Annotated in this window: 13 protein-coding genes; 10 read left to right on the forward strand and 3 right to left on the reverse strand. The window is 72.5% G+C overall.

Translation table 11 applies throughout. From position 1 onward, the window contains the following. The first annotated feature begins 67 nt into the window (after positions 1-67). From ACFVS6_RS06610 to ACFVS6_RS06640, 7 genes are all read left to right on the forward strand, one after another. The gene (locus ACFVS6_RS06610; RefSeq protein ID WP_389701252.1) at positions 68-1,357 is read left to right on the forward strand and encodes a DUF4192 domain-containing protein; all 1,290 of its coding nucleotides are present in this window, start codon (positions 68-70) and stop codon (positions 1,355-1,357) included. 422 nt (positions 1,358-1,779) lie between these two features. Further along, positions 1,780-3,855, forward strand: coding sequence for a glycogen debranching N-terminal domain-containing protein (locus tag ACFVS6_RS06615; RefSeq protein ID WP_389701254.1), 2,076 nt, complete (start codon positions 1,780-1,782; stop codon positions 3,853-3,855). Positions 3,856-4,149: 294 nt separating this feature from the next. Beyond that, positions 4,150-4,896: an NUDIX domain-containing protein gene (locus ACFVS6_RS06620; protein WP_389701255.1), complete on the forward strand. Its 747-nt coding sequence runs from the start codon at positions 4,150-4,152 to the stop codon at positions 4,894-4,896. Positions 4,897-5,018: 122 nt separating this feature from the next. Then, entirely contained in the window at positions 5,019-7,424 is a 2,406-nt protein-coding gene (locus ACFVS6_RS06625) for an ATP-binding cassette domain-containing protein (protein WP_389701256.1), read from the forward strand. A 147-nt stretch (positions 7,425-7,571) separates the two neighbouring features. Further along, positions 7,572-8,513 carry a FadR/GntR family transcriptional regulator gene (locus ACFVS6_RS06630; RefSeq protein WP_389701258.1) on the forward strand — a complete coding sequence of 314 codons (942 nt, stop codon included), beginning with the start codon at positions 7,572-7,574 and terminating at the stop codon, positions 8,511-8,513. 360 nt (positions 8,514-8,873) lie between these two features. Next, positions 8,874-10,448: an RNA polymerase sigma factor gene (locus ACFVS6_RS06635; protein WP_389701260.1), complete on the forward strand. Its 1,575-nt coding sequence runs from the start codon at positions 8,874-8,876 to the stop codon at positions 10,446-10,448. A 141-nt stretch (positions 10,449-10,589) separates the two neighbouring features. Beyond that, on the forward strand, positions 10,590-11,426 hold the full coding sequence (locus ACFVS6_RS06640; RefSeq protein WP_389701262.1) for a S1 family peptidase: 837 nt from the start codon (positions 10,590-10,592) through the stop codon (positions 11,424-11,426). A gap of 219 nt (positions 11,427-11,645) precedes the next feature. On the opposite strand, the gene ACFVS6_RS06645 is transcribed toward ACFVS6_RS06640, so the two are convergent. Beyond that, complete coding sequence (locus ACFVS6_RS06645) at positions 11,646-11,882, reverse strand: hypothetical protein (RefSeq protein WP_266573543.1); 237 nt, start codon at positions 11,880-11,882, stop codon at positions 11,646-11,648. 447 nt (positions 11,883-12,329) lie between these two features. Here ACFVS6_RS06645 and ACFVS6_RS06650 point away from each other — a divergent pair, with 447 nt between their 5' ends. The 3 genes from ACFVS6_RS06650 (at position 12,330) to ACFVS6_RS06660 (ending at position 16,677) form a co-directional block, all read left to right on the forward strand. Continuing rightward, positions 12,330-14,450, forward strand: coding sequence for a type IIA DNA topoisomerase subunit B (locus ACFVS6_RS06650; RefSeq protein WP_389701264.1), 2,121 nt, complete (start codon positions 12,330-12,332; stop codon positions 14,448-14,450). 152 nt (positions 14,451-14,602) lie between these two features. After that, entirely contained in the window at positions 14,603-15,088 is a 486-nt protein-coding gene (locus ACFVS6_RS06655) for a DUF485 domain-containing protein (RefSeq protein ID WP_389701266.1), read from the forward strand. Beyond that, positions 15,085-16,677: a cation acetate symporter gene (locus ACFVS6_RS06660; RefSeq protein WP_389701268.1), complete on the forward strand. Its 1,593-nt coding sequence runs from the start codon at positions 15,085-15,087 to the stop codon at positions 16,675-16,677. Before ACFVS6_RS06655 ends, ACFVS6_RS06660 begins: the two co-directional genes overlap by 4 nt. A gap of 25 nt (positions 16,678-16,702) precedes the next feature. On the opposite strand, the gene ACFVS6_RS06665 is transcribed toward ACFVS6_RS06660, so the two are convergent. Continuing rightward, complete coding sequence (locus tag ACFVS6_RS06665) at positions 16,703-17,386, reverse strand: response regulator (protein WP_389701602.1); 684 nt, start codon at positions 17,384-17,386, stop codon at positions 16,703-16,705. A gap of 11 nt (positions 17,387-17,397) precedes the next feature. Next, on the reverse strand, positions 17,398-19,014 hold the full coding sequence (locus ACFVS6_RS06670; RefSeq protein WP_389701269.1) for an ATP-binding protein: 1,617 nt from the start codon (positions 19,012-19,014) through the stop codon (positions 17,398-17,400). Between the last annotated feature and the right edge of the window lie 93 nt (positions 19,015-19,107).

Consider the following 19,107-nt stretch of genomic DNA (forward strand, 5'->3'; position numbering starts at 1 on the left):
ATATTGAAGGTTGGACGAGTTATCCACAGGGGTTTCGCGATCGGGCCGGGCACGGGACCGTCGACGCATGACGACGAACCACGAAACACCCAGCCAGTCCGGCCGCCCCTCCCCGAGCCCGTCCGGAGTCCCGACCACATCCCCGATCACCTTGCGCAGCCCGGCCGAACTGGCCGACGCGCTGCCCTACATGCTCGGCTTCCACCCGACGGACTCCCTCGTCATGGTCGCCGTCCACGGCGAGGCAGGTCGCTTCGGCGGCAGGCTCCGCGTCGGAATCCCCCCGGCGCCCGGGGAATGGGAGGAGACGGCCCGGCAGGTGGCCGAATGCCTGATCCGCGGCAGCGAACGACGCGGCTCCAAGCCCGACGGCATCGTGGTGTTCCTCTGCCAGGACCCGGGCGAGGGGGAGAGCGGCCGTCGTGTCATGGCCCGCCTCCGGCCGCTCGCCCAGCGACTGCGAATCGCCTGCGGGGCGCTCGACGTGCCCGTACTGGAAGCCCTGTGCCTCTCGGGCGGTCGCTACTGGTCCTACACCTGTCACGACGCCGACTGCTGCCCGGTCGAGGGCAAGCCCATGGACCCGCCCGGCACTTCGGTCATGGCGGCGGCCGCGACCTATGCAGGGCTCCAGGTGCGGGGCTCCCTGCAGGACATCGAGGACCGACTCGCTCCCCTGCGCGGGGTGCCCGCCGCCGGCCAGGAGGCCGCACTGGATCGCGCGGCCGTCGCCCTCGTACCGAAGATCCTCGACGGTGCGACCCGTGAGGAGGTCGGCGCCGAGACCCTGTCCATGGCCAGGACCCTGATGCGGCGCCTGGCGCTCGCCCCGCCCGCCGAAGCGGGATCCCGCGCCGACGACCGCGACGACGCCCTGCTCGGCCACGACGAGGCCGCGGCCGTGATCCTCGGCCTCCAGGACCGTGAGATCCGGGACATCGCCGCCGAGTGGATGGAGGACGACGAGGCCGCCCCCGCCCTCAGGCTGTGGCGAGCCCTGGCACGACGCTGTGTCGGGGCGTACGGAGAACACGCGGCGGCCCCGCTCACCCTGGCGGGCTGGGTCTCCTGGTCCTGCGGGGACGAGCCGACCGCACGGATCGCACTCGGGCTGGCGCTGCGGGCCGACTCCGAGTACCGCTTCGCGCAGCTCCTGCATCACGCCTGCAACGAGGGCATCGACCCGGAGGGGCTGCGGCAGTGCCTGAGGGAGGAACGCAGCCGACGCGAACCGCGCCGGAAGCGGGCCGCGGCCACCACCCGCCCGCCCGGTCGGCGGACCGACCGGCGTCCGGAGTCCCGGCGCCCCGGATCCCGCCGCTCGGAGTCCCGTCGTACCGAGGGGAACGGGCAGTGAGCGCCCGACGCGGACCGCACGGCGGCGGCTGCGCCCGGCGGATCCGGGAGACGGCGGTCCCGGCCTTCCGCCCAACCCGCCCCGCGCTCCGGGGCCAGTCACCACCGGGGCCCGTGACCCGGGCGGGGGCCGGGGCGTTCCCCTGGAGGGCGGTGGGGGCCCGGCCGCGCCGCCGCCCCGCCCGACCGGCCGGAGCGCAGACAAGGCGGCACATGGCTCCCCCCGTACCCCTCACCGATCCCACCGGGCCGTCCACGTCCCCGCAGGCCCATTCGCCGGAAGTCCCGGCCCACCGGCCCCCCGGAACGCCGACCAGGCCCGGCCCGGGCCCTGACGCGGGGCTGCCCGGCGCCGCCGCGGCACCTGCCCGCCCTGCGGAACACGCGGCAGCCCCACCGGCACCCGGCCGGCGGACCGGGGGAGTGGACGAGCCCCCGGGCACGGCGGGACCGGAGGGCGACCCGACCGGCACCGGCGGGCGCCCCGGCGCCGTGGAGGAGCCCGGGAACGGTCCGGGCCGCCAGGGCGCCCCGACACCCGGGGCACCCGCCGCACGCCGGGCCGATCTGCCACCCGTACACGGAGCCGTCATCTGCGTCTCCGCACCCTGCTTGGCCATCTCCCCGGAACACGGCCAGCTCACCGGGCGGGGCATCGACGGGATCTACCGCGCCGGGCGCCGGCTGCTGTCCCGCTGCGTGCTCCGCGTCGCGGGCCGCGACCCGGTCGCCGTCCAGGGGCGCAGCCTCGGCGCGGATCGGGCCGCCTTCACAGCCACCGTCCGTACCGGATTCGAGGCCGGGCCCGACCCGGACATCGGCGTGGAGCGCATCCGGCACGCCGACGGCACCGAGCGGATCACCCTGCGCAGCTTCGCCTCCCGCCCGATGCGGCTCACCGTGGAGGTCTTCCTCGGTACCGACCTGGCAGAACTGGCCACGCTGGCCGCGGGTGGACCGGGGCCCGAACTGCCCGCGGCCGTCCACGCCGCCGGACTGCGCTGGAGCGCCGGCGAGGCCCTGGCCGTCACCACCGCCGAACCCGCCCCCGACGACGCCCTCGCCTCCGCCGGACTCCTGCGCTGGCAAATGGAACTGGCGCCGGGACAGTCCCGCGCCATCGGGCTGCGGACCACGCACGACCGCACCGGCAGAGCCCCCGCCGGACAGGTGGCGAACCCGCTCTCCGCAGCCCGCGCCGAAGGTGACGACCCGAGGGCCGACGCCTGGTTCCGCACCAGCCTCGACGACCTCGGCGCCCTGCTCCTCAGGGCCCCCGACTCACCCGGCGACGCCTTCGCGGCGGCAGGAGTGCCGTGGCGGCTCGGACTGGCCCCGGCGGAGTCCCTCTGGGCCGCGCGGATGGCGCTGCCGCTCGGCACCGGACTGGCCGCCGCCACGCTGCGGACCCTGGCCCGGAGTCAAACCGTCGGCAGCGGCCCCGACACGGGGAAGATCCCCGGTCCACTGCGCGCCGCCGGACCGCAGCTGCCACCGGGGTGCACCGGTACGGAGGCCACCCTCGGGTTCCCCGCACTCCTGGCCGAGGCGCGGCGATGGGGGCTTTCCGAGGACGAAGTGGCCCGCCTGCTCCCCGCGGCCGAACGCTGCCTGGACTGGCTGCGCGGAGCCTTCGGGAAGGACGGTTTCGTGGCCGACCCCGAACGGGGACCCCGTCGCGTCGAAACCCAGGCCCACGCACACCGGGCCGCGCTGCTCGGCGCCGACCTGCTCGACGCGTGCGGTCGGTCCGGAGCCCCGGAATGGCGCGAGCGGGCCGCCGAGCTGAGGGCTAGGTTCCGGGCGGGTTTCTGGATCGACGGACCGGACGGGGGCCGACCCGCCGCGGCCCTGCACCCCGACGGGCGGCCGCTGCCCCGGCTCACGGGCGCGGCCGCCCACCTGCTGGACACCGGGCTGCTGGGCGGCGGCCGACTCGCCCCCGGCCTGCTGGATCCGGTTCGTACCGAACACCTGGCCCGCCTCCTCGGAGCCCCCGCCATGGACTCCGGTTGGGGACTGCGGAGCATGGCCACCCGGGAGCCGGGCCACAACCCCTTCGGTCACCGGTCGGGCGCCGTCAGGGCCCACGAGACCGCCGTCGCCGTCGCGGGCCTCGTCCAGGCGGGCTTCGAGAAGGAAGCCGCCGGACTGCTCCGCGGCCTCCTGGACGCGGCGGAAACCTTCGGATACCGCCTCCCGGAGATGTACGCGGCCGAGCAGCGCACCGCCGGCAGCGCCCCGCTTCCCCATCCGGCCGCCTGCAGGCCCGCCGCGGTGGCCGCCGCCGCCGGGATCCACGCGTTGACGGCCCTCGCCGGGATCCGGCCCGACGCCCCGGCCGAGACGGTCGCGGTGGCCCCGCCGGCCGGCGCGCCGCTCGGCGCCCTGCGCCTCTCGGGGCTACGCGTCGTCGGGGAACCGTTCACCGTGCGGATCAGCAGGCTCGGCGTCGGCATGGTGGAGGAGGCCGCCGATGTGCTCCAACTCCGTGGATAGGGCGGACCCGCCCGGTTCCGTCGGGTCGGCGGTGCCCGGTGCACACGGCCAACGCGATCACGGCCACCGCGACGGCGGCCGTCGACGCTCCGGCGGCCGCCGGCCCGGTGCCCCACGCCGGCCCGCACCGGCTCCCGCCGGCCCGGATCACCGTTGGGTCGCAGCCGCGGCGAAGCTCCTGCGACGGTTCGACCGGGGCGACGCGATCGGCAGGATGGCCGCTGGGTTCCAGATCACGGTCTCCAGGATCACCAAAGCCCTGTTTATCGTCAGGCAGACGACTATGATCGCGGCATGTCGCCCTACGACCCGTCGGCCTATCCGCCCTTCGCCGTCACCGTCGACCTGGTCGTGCTCACCGTGCGGCGCCACGCGCTCTGCGCGCTCGTGGTGCGACGCGGGGAGCAGCCGTTCCAGGACCGCTGGGCACTGCCCGGCGGCTTCGTCCGAGGGGACGAGGACCTGGCGGGTGCCGCGGCCCGGGAACTCGCCGAGGAGACCGGGCTGTGCGCCCACGATCCGGCGGCACCCGACGCGGGAAACGGGGCGCACCTCGAACAGCTCGCCACCTACGGCGATCCCCATCGGGACCCCCGGATGCGGGTGGTCAGCGTGGCCCACCTGGTCCTGGCCCCGGACCTGCCCGCTCCCCGCGCGGGAGGCGATGCCAACAGCGCCCGCTGGGCACCGGTGGACGAACTCCTGGAAGTGCCCGCGGAGGCGTCCGCCGGACTCGCCTTCGACCACGCGACGATCCTGGCCGACGGCGTGGAACGAGCCCGCTCGAAGATCGAATACTCCTCCCTGGCGACCGCCTTCTGCCCGCCGGAGTTCACCGTCGGCGAGCTGCGCCGGGTCTACGAGGCGGTGTGGGGCGTGTCCCTCGACCCGCGCAACTTCCACCGCAAGGTCACCGGGACCCCCGGATTCCTGGTGCCCGCCGGGGGGACCACGACCCGTCAGGGAGGTCGGCCCGCCCAACTGTTCCGGGCCGGCGGGGCGACCCTCCTCAACCCCCCGATGCTGCGCCCCGAGGTCTGAGCCACCCGATGCGACACCGGTCCCACCACGGACCGGCTGCGCAGAAAATCGGACATATCGCGTTATCTTGCTTGCGGTACTCACACTGCCGCAAAGCGGTCTCACCCCCCGCGAGAGAAGCGATGCTCCAGGCCATTGGACTCACCAGCACCCCCCGTCGGAAACTCCCGCCCCTCGTGGACGGCCTCAGCTTCGAGGCCCGCCCGGGTTGCGTGACCGCCCTGCTCGGCGATCCGGGCTCGGGCAGGACCACGGCCCTGCGGCTCATGCTCGAACTCGAACCGGGCCGGGGCATCACGTACTTCCGGGGGCGCCCGCTCCATCGGATCCCGCATCCCGGCCGTGAGGTCGGCGTGCTCCTCGGCGACGTGCCCGGCCATCCGGCGCGGACCGTCCGCAACCAACTGCGCATGCTGTGCGCCGCCGCCGGAGTGCCGGCCTCCCGCGCCGAGACGATGATGGAGGTCGTCGGCATCGCGGGCCTGCGCGACGAGCGGCTCGGATCGCTCTCCCTCGGCATGGACCGCCGGGTCGGGCTGGCCGCCGCCCTGCTCGCCGATCCCTGCACCCTCCTCCTCGACGAACCCGGCGCCGGACTCTCCGTCAAGGAACGTGCCTGGCTGCACGGGCTGCTCCGCGGCCACGCCTCCCTCGGCGGTGCGGTGCTGTTCACCACCGACGACGCCAAGGAAGCGGCCGGCCATGCCGACCGGGTCGTCTCCATCGCGTCGGGCCGGCTCGTCGCCGACCAGGATGCCGTGGACTTCGCCCGCACCCGCTTGCGGCCGCGCGTCGCGGTGCGCACCCCGCACGCGGCGAGACTGGCCGACGTGCTGACCCGGGAGGCGCGGGCGGCCCAACGCGCCGTGGAGATCGTCGAGGAGAGCGGCAGCCGCCTGTCGGTGTACGGCAGCGACTGCGCCGAGATCGGCGAAGCCGCCTTCCGGCACGGGGTCCTGGTCCACCAGCTCGCCGACGAGACGGGTCAGACCGGCGACACGGGCGACACCGGCGGCCTGGGCATCGGCGTCGGGATCGTCGGTGACTCCGCGGCGCCGGTACCGCCCGTCCCGCAGGCCCGCACCCGTGCCGGCGCCCAACTCCGTTCCGATCAGCGCCCGGAACTCCGATCAGGGACCGGCCCCTGGACCGGCTCCGACATCCGTTCCGAGACGCGCGCGGAGGCCCGCGCCGACGTCCGACTCGAAGTCGGCGCCCGGATCCGCGCCGGCGGAGGCTTCGAGACGGCGACGGGAGCGACCCGGGCCGACACGCGGCCCGATGTCGATCCCGGCGGCCAAGGCGCTCCCCGTTCGTCGTCCCACGCGGGCCCCCGCCACGACAACGGCCCCGGGGGCGGCGTGGACAGCCGTCCGGAGGGCTTCGCCGGAGCCCATGTGGATGCCGATCCGGCGCGGGAAGCCACCGGCGCCGCGCGTTCCGCGGCCGACCGCCCCGAAACTGCGGGCTCCGAAACAGCGGCTGCCGAAACGGCGGGTTCCGGGGCGACGGGTCCCGACGCCGCACACCCCGAAGTGGCGCGTCGGGATGGTTCACGTGACCCACTGTCGCGTGCCGAAGCCACGCGCTTCGCAGTGCGGCCGTCGGATGACGTACGTCCGGACGTCCCGCGCACCGAGCAGCCGAGTTCCGGAGCGACGCACTTCGGGGCAGCGCGCGCCGATGCGGCGTACCCCGGAGCCGCACGCCCCCGTTGCGCGGACCCGGGGCGGGCCACCTCCGGAGTGCGCCGCGTCGGCGGACCGTTGCGTCCGCTGCGCTACGAACTTCGCCGGATCCTCGGCACCGCCACGCCGCTCCTGACGGCGGCCGCCGTCGTCGTCGCCTCCACGCTCATCTCCCTCGTGCTCGCCCGCGCGGGCCACACCCCGCAGAGCCGCCTCCTCGCCGCCTGGCCCGAGTTGCTCCCGCTGCCCCCCGCGGCACTGGGCGCGGGACTGCTCGGCGCCCTCGCCTTCGGTGAGGAGTACCGGTACCCGGCGCTCGCCGCGGACCGCGGCACGGTGCCGCGCCGCATGGGGCTGCTCACCGCCAAACTCGGGGTCTGCGGCGCCTTCGCGCTGCTGCTCGGCGCCCTGGCGGTCATCGCCGACGCAGCGGTCCTGCGCATCGTCTTCGAGACGTCGCCCCTGCGCCCGCCCGCGGAGTGGATCTCCCCGGCCGCGAGTTGGGCCGGGCTCCTGGTCGGCTGCGCCTGGGCGGGCGTGCTCGCCTCCGGCGTGTTCCGGTCCGCCACGGCGGGCCTGGCCGCGGTGCTCGCCGTACCGGTGATGGTCGTACCGCTGGTCCGCAGGGTCCTGGAGGGGCCGTCCGCCTACCCCGTGGGCGGACTCGGCTCCCGGATCCGGAGCCTGTCCTGGGGACAGTGGCCGCCGGAGGCCGACCGGTTCGTCCTCGGAGCACTGCGGGTGATGGCCCAACCCGTCGGGATCGCACTGGTGTTGTCGCTGATGGTCCTGTTGTGCGCCTATGGGTTCACAGGACTGCGTGCCCGAGTCCGTTGGTGACCGTTCGGGTGCGGGTGACGACGTCCCGAGGACCACGGAAGACCGGATCACTCGAAATCACGTGAAGCGGATCACAACTCCCCGCGAAAGGCCCGGTTCTTTACGATAAGTCGTCAATTGCGTAGGTGGCACCGATCACCCTTTCGTGTGCTTTTCACCAAAGACCTCAAGGGCGAAGGAGGCACGGCCGACAAAGGATTCGTGAGTACCCTTGCGCACACCATGATGACCGCCGCCCGCCATGCCGACACCGGCCTCGCCGGCTCGGGCGAACTCGACCGCTACCCCTACGCGGAGACCTCCGGGTCCGACCGGGTCGGGCCTCCCCATTGGGACGGCGCCGACATCGAGTTGAGCCGTGTCGGCCGCCGCGCCGCCGGTAGCCGTGGCCGCGGCCTGCACGGCCAACTCGTCCAACAGCTCGGCCAGATGATCGTTTCCGGTGACCTCGGCGCCGACCGCCCGCTGGTTCCCGAGGAGATCGGCCAGCGTTTCGAGGTCTCCCGCACCGTCGTCCGGGAGTCCCTGCGGGTCCTGGAGGCCAAGGGCCTCGTCAGCGCCCGCCCGAACGTCGGCACCCGGGTCCGCCCCGTCGCCGACTGGAACCTCCTCGACCCGGACATCATCGAATGGCGCGCCTTCGGACCCCAGCGGGACGACCAGCGCCGCGAGCTGGGCGAGCTCCGCCTGACGATCGAGCCGCTCGCCGCCCGTCTCGCCGCGGGCCACGGTCGCCCCGACGTCCAGCAGCGCCTCGCCGACATGGTCGAGATCATGGGCCACGCCCTCGGCCAGGGGGACGTGATCACCTTCGGTCGCGCCGACCACGAGTTCCACTCCCTGCTGATCCAGGTCGCCGGCAACCGGATGCTCGAACACCTCTCCGGCATCGTCTCCGCCGCCCTCCAGGTTTCCGGTAGCCCCGTCACCGCCTGCGACCGCCCGAGCGAGACCTGCGTGGCCCACCACGCGCGGATGGTGGAGGCCCTCGCCGCCGGTGACGCCATGGGAGCCGAGAACGCCATGCGCCAGCTCCTGACGGTGCATCCGGAGGTCGAGCGCGTGGTTCCCGCCCCGCGCGAGCACTGACGCGCCGACGCGCGGGGGCGCGGGGGTGCAGCACCGGTCGCCGGGCCCGTTTCGGGTCCGGCGACACCGGCGTCCGGGGGTCGTCCGCAGCCCCCGGACGCGCTTGTGTGACCGTACGAACGGTGTCGGACCGGGCCTGGTGTGACCCTGGCCACCAAGATGTCGCGTAACGCTCCGCGACGTCACGCGATGACGTAAGAGGTGATGGCCGACGGAGGGAAGACAGCAGCCCTTGGGGATGCTGTGCAGCTCCCCGGCCCCTGCCCGCGCCCCCGGCCCATCCCCAGTCGGTGGTCGTCGGCTCCGGTCCAGCACCAGGCCGGGGTCGGAAGCCGTTTCCATCGTTCCGAGAGGTTGTTCGTGTCGGCCAGCACATCCCGTACGCTCCCGTCGGAGATCGCCGATTCCGAGTCTGTGATGGCGCTCATCGAGCGGGGCAAGGCCGAGGGGCAGATCGCCGGCGATGACGTGCGTCGGGCCTTCGAGGCTGACCAGATTCCTGCGACCCAGTGGAAGAATGTCCTGCGCAGCCTCAACCAGATCCTTGAGGAAGAGGGTGTGACGCTGATGGTCAGTGCCGCGGAGTCGCCCAAGCGCACCGTCCGCAAGAGCGTCGCGGCCAAGAGCCCCGCGAAGCGGACGGCGACCAAGACCGTCGCGACGACGACGACGGCGGCCCGCACCGCGGCCGACGAGGCCGCACCCGCAGGGGTCGCGGCCACGGACCCCGCCACCGACGAGGTCACCGCCGAGCCCGGAACCGAACCCGCCGCCAAGAAGACCGCGGCACGGAAGACGGCTGCCAAGAAGGCCGCACCCGCGAAGAAGACCGCCGCCAAGAAGACGGCGGCGAAGAAGACCGCGGGCAAGAAGGACTCCGACGACGGCGACGGGGAGACCACCGAGGAGGGGCCCGACGCCGCGAAGGGCGAGGCGGACGAGGAGGAGGAGAGCGGGGAGAACAAGGGCTTCGTCATCTCCGACGACGAGGACGACGCCCCCGCCCAGCAGGTCGTCGTGGCCGGCGCCACCGCGGACCCCGTCAAGGACTACCTCAAGCAGATCGGCAAGGTCCCCCTCCTCAACGCGGAGCAGGAGGTCGAGCTCGCCAAGCGCATCGAGGCCGGCCTCTTCGCCGAGGACAAGCTGGCGAACTCCGACAAGCTCGCACCCAAGCTCAAGCGCGAGCTGGAGATCATCGCCGAGGACGGCCGCCGCGCCAAGAACCACCTGCTGGAGGCCAACCTCCGCCTCGTGGTCTCCCTGGCCAAGCGCTACACCGGCCGCGGCATGCTCTTCCTGGACCTGATCCAGGAGGGCAACCTGGGCCTGATCCGCGCGGTGGAGAAGTTCGACTACACCAAGGGCTACAAGTTCTCCACGTACGCCACGTGGTGGATCCGCCAGGCGATCACGCGCGCCATGGCCGACCAGGCACGCACCATCCGCATCCCGGTGCACATGGTGGAAGTGATCAACAAGCTCGCCCGCGTGCAGCGCCAGATGCTCCAGGACCTGGGCCGCGAGCCCACCCCGGAGGAGCTGGCCAAGGAACTCGACATGACCCCCGAGAAGGTCATCGAGGTCCAGAAGTACGGCCGCGAGCCGATCTCCCTGCACACCCCGCTCGGCGAGGACGGCGACAGCGAGTTCGGCGACCTGATCGAGGACTCCGAGGCGGTCGTCCCGGCCGACGCCGTCAGCTTCACGCTCCTGCAGGAGCAACTGCACTCGGTCCTCGACACGCTCAGCGAGCGCGAGGCCGGCGTGGTCTCGATGCGCTTCGGCCTCACCGACGGCCAGCCGAAGACCCTCGACGAGATCGGCAAGGTCTACGGCGTCACCCGCGAGCGCATCCGGCAGATCGAGTCCAAGACCATGTCGAAGCTCCGGCACCCCTCCCGCTCCCAGGTGCTGCGCGACTACCTGGACTGATCGGTTCGTGGCGGGACCTCGGGACCGGTCCGGGCGTCGGACCGGTCCCGAGGTGCGTACGACGGTGGCCGCGCGGGTGCGCACGGCCACCGGGCACACCACTCTGGGTGGAGTCATACACACTCGGAGTCAGGAGGCCTCATGCGTCGTCCCTTTGCCCGCGCCCTGGCGGGTGCGCTGACGCTGGTGACCGGAGCGGCCGCCGGGCCGCTCACCCAGGCGCCCCGGGCGGTCGCGGACAGCGTGGTCATAGGCGGGAAGCCCGTGACCTCGGGCGACAACCCCTGGGTGGTGGCCCTCGCCAGCCGTGACCGGTTCGGGGGTACCCGCGACGGTCAGTTCTGCGGGGGCGTCGTCGTCGCCCCGACCACGGTGGTGACGGCCGCCCACTGCCTGGGCGGCCAGGTGCTGGGCGGCCCCGTCGAATCCGTGGCCGACTTCCGGGTCATCACCGGGCGCACGGAGCTGCGCGCCGCCGACGGCCGGGAGATCGCGGTGCGCGCGGCCCGGATCAACCCGGGCTACGACCCGGCCAGCAACGCGGGGGACCTGGCCGTCCTGGAACTGGCCGAGGCGGTGCCCGCCGACCACGTGCTGCCCATGGCCGGCGCGGGCGACGCCGCCTACGAGCCCGGGACCGGGGCGACCGTGTACGGCTGGGGCGACACGAGCGGGTACGGCGACTACGCGTACGGGCTGCGGGCCGCGTCGGTCACCGTGCTGGACGACGACACCTGCCGGCGGGCCTACCCCGGGGACCGGGACGGTGAGTACCGGGCCGATTCCATGGTGTGCGCGGGCGATGCCGACGGCGGCAAGGACGCCTGCCAGGGAGACAGCGGCGGGCCGCTGGTGGCCCGTGGACGACTCATCGGCCTGGTGTCCTGGGGGCGCGGCTGCGGGCGGGCGGACAGCCCCGGCGTCTACACCCGGGTGGCTCCGTTGATCGAATTCGTGAGCGGCCGACAGAGGGGCTAGCGGCCCGGCGCGGTGTGAGTACACCCGGGGGTCGTCGGGAGGGGCCACAGGCACCCCTCAAGGCCTCGTGGAGCGGTGCCTGGGGTTCGGGGGACGTCGGGGGTTTGTGGAGGGGCCCCGAGCATGAGGACGGGCGGTATCCCTGGGTCTCAGGGACACCGCCCGTCGACCGGCCTGGGCCGGTCCTTGCTCGTCGGATGCGAGGTGCAGGCCTAAGTGTCAGCGGTCCTCGGTGTCGGCGGCAGCGGCCGCCGGAGCGGACGTAAGCCGCTCGGTCTCATCCTGTATTTCCGCGGCGATCTTCTTGAGTTCCGGCTCGAACTTGCGCCCGTGGTGGGCGCAGAAGAGCAGTTCACCACCGCTCAGGAGGACGACGCGCAGATATGCCTGGGCGCCGCAGCGGTCGCATCGGTCAGCGGCCGTCAGCGGGGTCGCGGGTGTCAGAACAGTAGTCACGTCGCCTCTTCTCTAGCTCGACGAGCTGTCGTACCAGGGTCAACATCCAACCAGGCCGAAAACGTTCCCGCTCGCGGCTTTTCCTCGAAACTTCCTTCCGAAGCTGGCCGGCTGTTGCCGGTTGGCGGCGAAGGAGCCGTATTGCGTTGCTTTACGGTTTCGCGTTGTCAGTCGTTCGCTTGTAGCAGTTCCCGTCCTCCCCGGCACGAGCGCCGGTTGTTCATGAGGACGTGCCCGAACACTAAATGGTTCATGCCTGGAAGGGAACGTGATGTTTGCTTCACCCTCCCGGGGGATCGAACACCCGTACGGATCTGCACTAGGCTGAGGAACGCGAGAGGGTGGCGTTGCATCGGCTCTACCAGGCCTCGGTACCCTCGGACCGGCACCCGTGCCACCCCTGCGCCCGACCGGGCCAGAAAAGAAATTCAGCGAGGAGCGAACTGCGTGACCGCCGACACGTCCGTGCCTTCCAGCGCGCTGCTGTCCGGAGCAGACCGGGACGGTTCCAACTACACCGCGCGGCACCTGCTCGTCCTCGAAGGCCTTGAGGCCGTTCGCAAGCGCCCCGGCATGTATATCGGCTCCACCGACAGTCGAGGCCTGATGCACTGCCTCTGGGAGATCATCGACAATTCCGTCGATGAGGCCCTGGGCGGGTACTGCGACCACATCGAGGTGATCCTCCACGAGGACGCCTCGGTCGAGGTGCGGGACAACGGCCGAGGCATCCCCGTCGACGTGGAGCCCAAGACCGGCCTCTCCGGGGTCGAGGTCGTCATGACCAAGCTGCACGCCGGCGGCAAGTTCGGCGGCGGGTCGTACGCGGCCTCCGGCGGCCTCCACGGCGTCGGCGCCTCCGTCGTCAACGCCCTGTCGGCCCGCCTCGACGTCGAGGTCGACCGGGGCAGCTCGACGCACGCGATCAGCTTCCGTCGCGGCGTCCCCGGCATGTTCACCGAGCAGGGCCCCGACGGCCCCTTCGACCCCGACCACGCCCTGCGCAAGGTCAAGCGGATCGCCAAGGGCAAGACCGGGACCCGGGTCCGCTACTGGGCCGACCGCCAGATCTTCCTCAAGGACGCCCGGCTCAACCTGGAGACGCTCTACCAGCGCGCCCGCCAGACCGCCTTCCTCGTGCCCGGCCTGACCCTCGTCGTCCGCGACGAGCGCGCCCTGGAGGGTGCCGGCAAGACCGAGGAGACCTTCCGCTTCGACGGGGGCATCAGCGAGTTCTGCGAGTACCTGGCGCAGGACAAGGGCGTGTGCGACGTGCTGCGCCTGACCGGCACGGGCACCTTCAAGGAGACCGTCCCTGTCCTCGACGACCGCGGCCACATGACCCCGACCGAGGTCACCCGCGAGCTGGGCGTCGACATCGCCCTGCGCTGGGGCACGGGCTACGAGACCAACGTCAAGTCCTTCGTCAACATCATCGCCACCCCCAAGGGCGGCACGCACGTCTCCGGCTTCGAGCGCTCGGTCGCCAAGACCGTGAACGAGGTCCTGCGCTCGGCGAAGCTGCTGCGCGTCGCCGAGGACGACGTGGTCAAGGACGACGCGATGGAGGGCATGACCGCCGTCGTCACCGTCCGCCTCGCCGAGCCGCAGTTCGAGGGCCAGACCAAGGAGGTGCTCGGCACCTCGGCGGCCACCCGGATCGTCGCCGCCGTCGTCGCCAAGGAGCTCAAGGCCTTCCTGACCTCCACCAAGCGCGACGACAAGCAGCAGGCCCGCTCCGTGATGGAGAAGATCGTCGCGGCCGCCCGGACCAGGATCGCGGCCCGTCAGCACAAGGAGGCGCAGCGTCGGAAGACCGCGCTGGAATCCTCCTCGCTGCCGGCCAAGCTGGCCGACTGCCGCAGTGACGACGTGGACCGCAGCGAGCTCTTCATCGTCGAGGGGGACTCGGCCCTCGGTACGGCCAAGCTCGCCAGGAACTCGGAATTCCAGGCGCTGCTGCCGATCCGGGGCAAGATCCTCAACGTCCAGAAGTCGTCGGTCTCGGACATGCTCAAGAACGCCGAGTGCGGCGCGATCATCCAGGTCATAGGAGCCGGCTCGGGCCGCACCTTCGATCTCGACGCCGCCCGCTACGGCAAGATCGTCCTGCTCGTCGACGCCGATGTGGACGGCGCGCACATCCGCTGCCTGCTGCTCACGCTCTTCCAGCGGTACATGCGGCCGATGGTCGAGGCGGGCCGGGTCTTCGCGGCCGTGCCGCCGCTGCACCGGATCGAACTCGTCCAGCCGAAGCGCGGCCAGGACAAGTACGTCTACACGTACTCGGACAACGAGCTGCGTCAGACGCTCCTGGAGTACCAGCGCAAGAACATCCGGTACAAGGACGCCATCCAGCGCTACAAGGGCCTCGGTGAGATGGACGCCGACCAGCTCGCGGAGACCACCATGGACCCCCGCTTCCGCACCCTGCGGCGGATCAACATCGGTGACCTGGACGGCGCGGAGCAGGTCTTCGACCTGCTCATGGGCAACGAGGTCGCTCCGCGCAAGGAGTTCATCACCAGCTCGGCGGCGACCCTGGACCGTTCGCGCATCGACGCCTGACCGGGCGGACACCTCCGGCGCCACGGCACACCGGTGCTCTTCACTCCATCACCTGAAGGAGTGAAGAGGACCGGGACACCAGTCCGGAAACCGTTCATTCCGCACATCCTTGTGGGCACGCGGCCAATGCGGCAGCGGACAAGGAGAGTTCGGTGGACAAGCACGATGGTCGCGATGCCGGAACGATCCGGCTGGACGACCCCTGGTACGACGCGCTCGCCGTGGGTTGGGGCGAGGTCGAGGAAACGGTCCCTCCACGCCAGGTCCCCGGGGGCCGCCCCGCGCCCGGGGCATCCGACATCTACCTGGAAGTGCAGCGCAGCGCCGCCTTCCAGGAGGTCCGCAGCCGCTACCGGAGGTTCGTCGTCCCGGCGACCGTCGGTTTCTTCCTCTGGTACGTCGCCTACGTGATCGCGGCGACGATGGCGCCCGGCCTGATGGCCCGGCCCGTGGTGGGCGCGGTCAACGTCGCCCTGGTCGCGGGCCTCGGGCAGTTCCTCAGCACCTTCCTGCTGACTTGGGCCTACGCCCGGCACGCCCGACTGCGGCGGGACCGGGCCGCGCTCGACCTGCGCTGGACGGTCTTCGAGCAGGAACGCGACCAGGAGCGGAACCGGGCCCGGGGGGAGCTCCGGTGACCACCGAACACCAGACCCTGGCGCTGATCCTGTTCAGCCTGTTCATCGCCGTCACCCTGGGCATCACCACCTGGGTCAGCCGCAACCGGCACGGTTCCGCGGAGGAGTTCTACGCGGGCGGGCGGCTGTTCTCCCCGCTGGAAAACGGTTTCGCCATCGCCGGTGACTACATGTCGGCCGCGTCGTTCCTGGGCATCTCCGGGCTGATCGCCCTCTTCGGCTACGACGGCCTGCTCTATTCGGTCGGCTTCCTCGTCGCCTGGCTCGTGGTCCTCTTCCTGGTCGCCGAACTGGTCCGCAACTGCGGGCGCTTCACCCTCGCCGACGTGGTCGCCGCGCGGATGGCCGAGCGGCCCGTGCGGATCGCCGCCGGGACCTCCTCGGTGGTGGTCTCGGTGCTGTACCTGATCGCCCAGATGGTCGGCGCGGGCAGTTTGGTGGGCCTGCTGCTCGGGGATTCGGGGCCCGGGGCCCGGACCCTGACCGTGATCGGGGTCGGCGCGCTGATGGTGGTCTACGTGACCTTCGGCGGGATGCGGGCCACCACCTGGATCCAGATCGTGAAGGCCGTGCTGCTGATGGGCGGGGCCGTCACCCTGACCGTCCTCGTCCTGCTGCGCTTCCACGGGAACTTCGACCAGTTGCTGACGACCGCCGCCGACCGCAGCGGGCACGGGAGCCGGTTCCTGAGTCCCGGCCTGAAGTACGGCGGCGACTGGACCTCCCGCTTCGACTTCATGAGCCTGGGGCTCGCGCTGGTCCTCGGGACGGCGGGCCTGCCGCACATCCTGTCGCGCTTCTACACCGTCCCCACCGCGCGGGCCGCGCGCCGCTCGGTGGTGTGGGCGATCGGCCTGATCGGCGGCTTCTACCTGATGACCATCGTGCTCGGCTTCGGCGCGGCCGCGCTCGTGGGGCCCGACGCGGTGCGGGCCTCCAACGCCTCGGGGAACACGGCGGTACCGCTACTGGCCGCCTTCCTCGGCGGGGGCGCCGGGACCACGGGAGGTGCCGTGCTGTTCGCCTTCGTGGCCGCCATCGCCTTCGCGACCATCCTCGCCGTGGTCGCCGGGATCACCCTGGCCTCGTCGGCCTCCGTCGCGCACGACCTCTACGCCTCGCTCAAGCGCCGGCACGCCCGGCAGCGCAGCGAGGTGGCGGTCGCGCGGATGGCGGCGGTCGGCATCGGTGCGGTGGCGATCGCCCTGGGGCTGCTCGCCCAGAACCTGAACGTGGCCTTCCTGGTGGGGCTCGCCTTCGCGGTGGCGGCGTCGGCGAACCTGCCGGTGCTGCTGTACTCGCTCTTCTGGCGCGGGTTCACCACGCGGGGGGCCGTCTGGTCGGTGTACGGGGGGCTGGTTCCCTCGGTGTTGCTGGTGGCGCTGTCGCCGGTGGTTTCCGGAAGCCCCGAGTCCCTCTTCCCCGGGGTGGACTTCCAGTACTTCCCGCTGCAGAACCCGGGGATCGTCTCCATCCCGTTGGGCTTCCTGGCCGGTTGGCTGGGCACGGTGACGTCCGGGGAGGAGCCGGACGAGCGCAAGCACGCGCAGACCGAGGTCCGCTCCCTGACGGGGGCCGGGGCGGTATGAGTCCGGGGGCGGGCCCCCGGTCCCGTCAGGCCCCGCCGGGCGGCCGCCAGGAGTAGCGGTGTTCCGGGCGGCCGGTCTCTCCGTAGCGCAGGGCGAGGGTGACGCGGCCGGCGCGGTCGAGGAGCTTCAGGTAGCGCTGGGCGGTCTGGCGGCTGATCCCGGCCCGGTCGGCGACCTGCTGGGTGGACAGGGGGCCCTCTGCGGCGCGCAGGACCTGGCGGACCAGTTCCGCCGTGGTGGGGGAGTGGCCCTTGGGCAGTTCGTTGGGGGTACCGGCCGCGGCGAGCGCGCCGAAGATCCGGTCCACCTCGGCCTGTTCGGCCTCGCCGCCGCCGGCCAGGGAGCGGTGGAGGGTGGCGTAGGCCTCCAGCTTGCCGCGCAGGCCGGCGAAGGTGAAGGGCTTGACCAGGTACTGGAGGGCGCCGAGGCGCATGGCCATCCGGACGGTCGCCAGGTCACGGGCCGCGGTGACCATGATCACGTCGGTGTGGTGGCCGAGTTGGCGCAGGCGCCGGACCAGGTCGAGCCCGTTCTCGTCCGGCAGGTAGTGGTCGAGGAGGATCAGGTCCACCGGGTGGGCGGTGAGGAACTCCAGTGCCTCGGCGGCGGAATGGACCTGGGCGGCGACCCGGAACCCGGGAACCTTCGCCACGTACGCCGCGTTGATCAGGGCAACACGCACGTCGTCGTCGACGACCAATACGTGCATCGGGGTCTCGTTCACCGCAGGGCCTCCGGGAGTACGACGGAGAACTCCGCCCCTCCGTCCGCTGCTTCACCGGCCCGGGCGCTCCCGCCCTGCCGCTCCGCGAGACGGCGTACGAGGGCGAGGCCCAGGCCGCGCTCGCGGTGGGCCCGGGGCTGCTTCGTCGACCAGCCCTCCGTGAAGACCTCCTCGCGGTGTCCGGCGGGAATGCCCGGACCGCTGTCGCGCACGCGCAGGACGGCGCTGCGGCCGTCCGCGCGGATGTCGACCTCCACCAGGGGCGCGGCCGAGCCCGCCGCCGCGTCCAGGGCGTTGTCGACCAGGTTGCCGAGGATGGTGACGAGACCGCCGGGATCCACCAGCCGGTCGGGGAGCAGGGCCGTCGGGGCGAGCCGGAGCGGGACGCCCCGCTCGGCCGCGACCGTGGCCTTGCCCACCAGCAGGGCTGCCAACAGCGGGTCGTGGATCCGCTCGGTCACCTGCTCGGCCGTGGTGCGGTGCACTCCCACGACCTCGGTCACGAACTCGACGGCTTCGTCGTGCAGGCCCAGTTCGAGCAGGCCCAGCAGCGTGTGCAGGCGGTTGGCGTGTTCGTGGTCCTGGGCGCGCAGGGCGTCGATCAGGCCCTTGGTGGAGTCGAGTTCGCGGCCGAGGTGTTCCAGTTCGGTGCGGTCGCGCAGGGTGGCGACGGCGCCGCCGTCCGAGGTCGGCATCCGGTTGGCGACCAGGACGCGGGGGCCCTGCACGGCGAGGAGGTCGCGGCCGGTGACGCGGCCCGACAGGACGTCCGTGGTGCGACCGGCGCCGAGGACCTCGTCGAGGGGGAGGCCGGAGAGGGTGTGCGCGGTGTCAGGGGTGAGACCGAGCAGTCGGGCGGCCTCGTCGTTCACCAGCCTGATCCGGCCCCTCCCGTCGAGGGCGATGACTCCCTCCCGGATGGAGTGCAGCATCGCCTCGCGCTCCGCGAGGAGGCCGGCGATGTCGGAGAAGGCCAGGTCCCTGGTCTGGCGGTGGATCCTGCGGGACAGCAGGTAGGCGGCGAGCGCGCCGGCCGCGAGGGCGCCGCCCGCGTAGGCGAGGAGGCCGGGGATGGCTCCGACCAGTCGATCGCGGACGTTGTCGTAGGCGATGCCGACCGACACGGCTCCGACGATCTCCCCGTCGGCGGCCACGAGCGGGACCTTGCCCCGTGCAGAGCGTCCCAGGGTGCCCTCGTCGATCTCCATCACCTCGCGGCCGGCGAGCGCGTCGGCGGGGTCGGTGGACACGGGCAGGCCGATCCGGTCGGTGCTCGGATGGGAGCGGCGGATGCCGGTCAGGTCGAGGACGACCACGTACTCGGCCCCGGTCGCCCGGCGGATCCGTTCGGCCGCGGCCTGGACCGGGGTGTCCGCCGCCGGGCCCGACACCAGGAGGTCGGCGGCCAGTGACGGGTCCGCCGCGGCGCTCTGGGCGATGGCCAGGGCGCGGCGCATGGCCTGGTCGTCCAGCTGGGCGCTCAGCGGTGCCAGGAACAGTCCGGTGGCCAGCGCGAGGACCCCGGCCGCGAGGGCCAGCTGGGTCAGCAGGATCTGGGAGACGGCCCGTCTGGGCAGCCCGAGGCGCCGAGCGCTGGTGGGGAGGAACCGCATGACTAGCACCGTAGGTCGGCTTCGGCCTCAGCGGAATTCCCTCGTCCACGCAAATCGCTTGCGTTATTTACGCCCAGCTTGCGCAAGTGATGC

Origin of the sequence: Streptomyces sp. NPDC057939 (genome assembly GCF_042887545.1) — a bacterium.
Lineage (GTDB): Bacteria > Actinomycetota > Actinomycetes > Streptomycetales > Streptomycetaceae > Streptomyces.

Coding starts and splice junctions, on each gene's coding strand:
- ACFVS6_RS06610 (WP_389701252.1), top strand. CDS start 68: ATGACGACGAACCACGAAACACCCAGCCAGTCCGGCCGCCCCTCCCCG.
- ACFVS6_RS06620 (WP_389701255.1), top strand. CDS start 4,150: ATGTCGCCCTACGACCCGTCGGCCTATCCGCCCTTCGCCGTCACCGTC.
- ACFVS6_RS06625 (WP_389701256.1), top strand. CDS start 5,019: ATGCTCCAGGCCATTGGACTCACCAGCACCCCCCGTCGGAAACTCCCG.
- ACFVS6_RS06640 (WP_389701262.1), top strand. CDS start 10,590: ATGCGTCGTCCCTTTGCCCGCGCCCTGGCGGGTGCGCTGACGCTGGTG.
- ACFVS6_RS06665 (WP_389701602.1), bottom strand. CDS start 17,386: ATGCACGTATTGGTCGTCGACGACGACGTGCGTGTTGCCCTGATCAAC.
- ACFVS6_RS06670 (WP_389701269.1), bottom strand. CDS start 19,014: ATGCGGTTCCTCCCCACCAGCGCTCGGCGCCTCGGGCTGCCCAGACGG.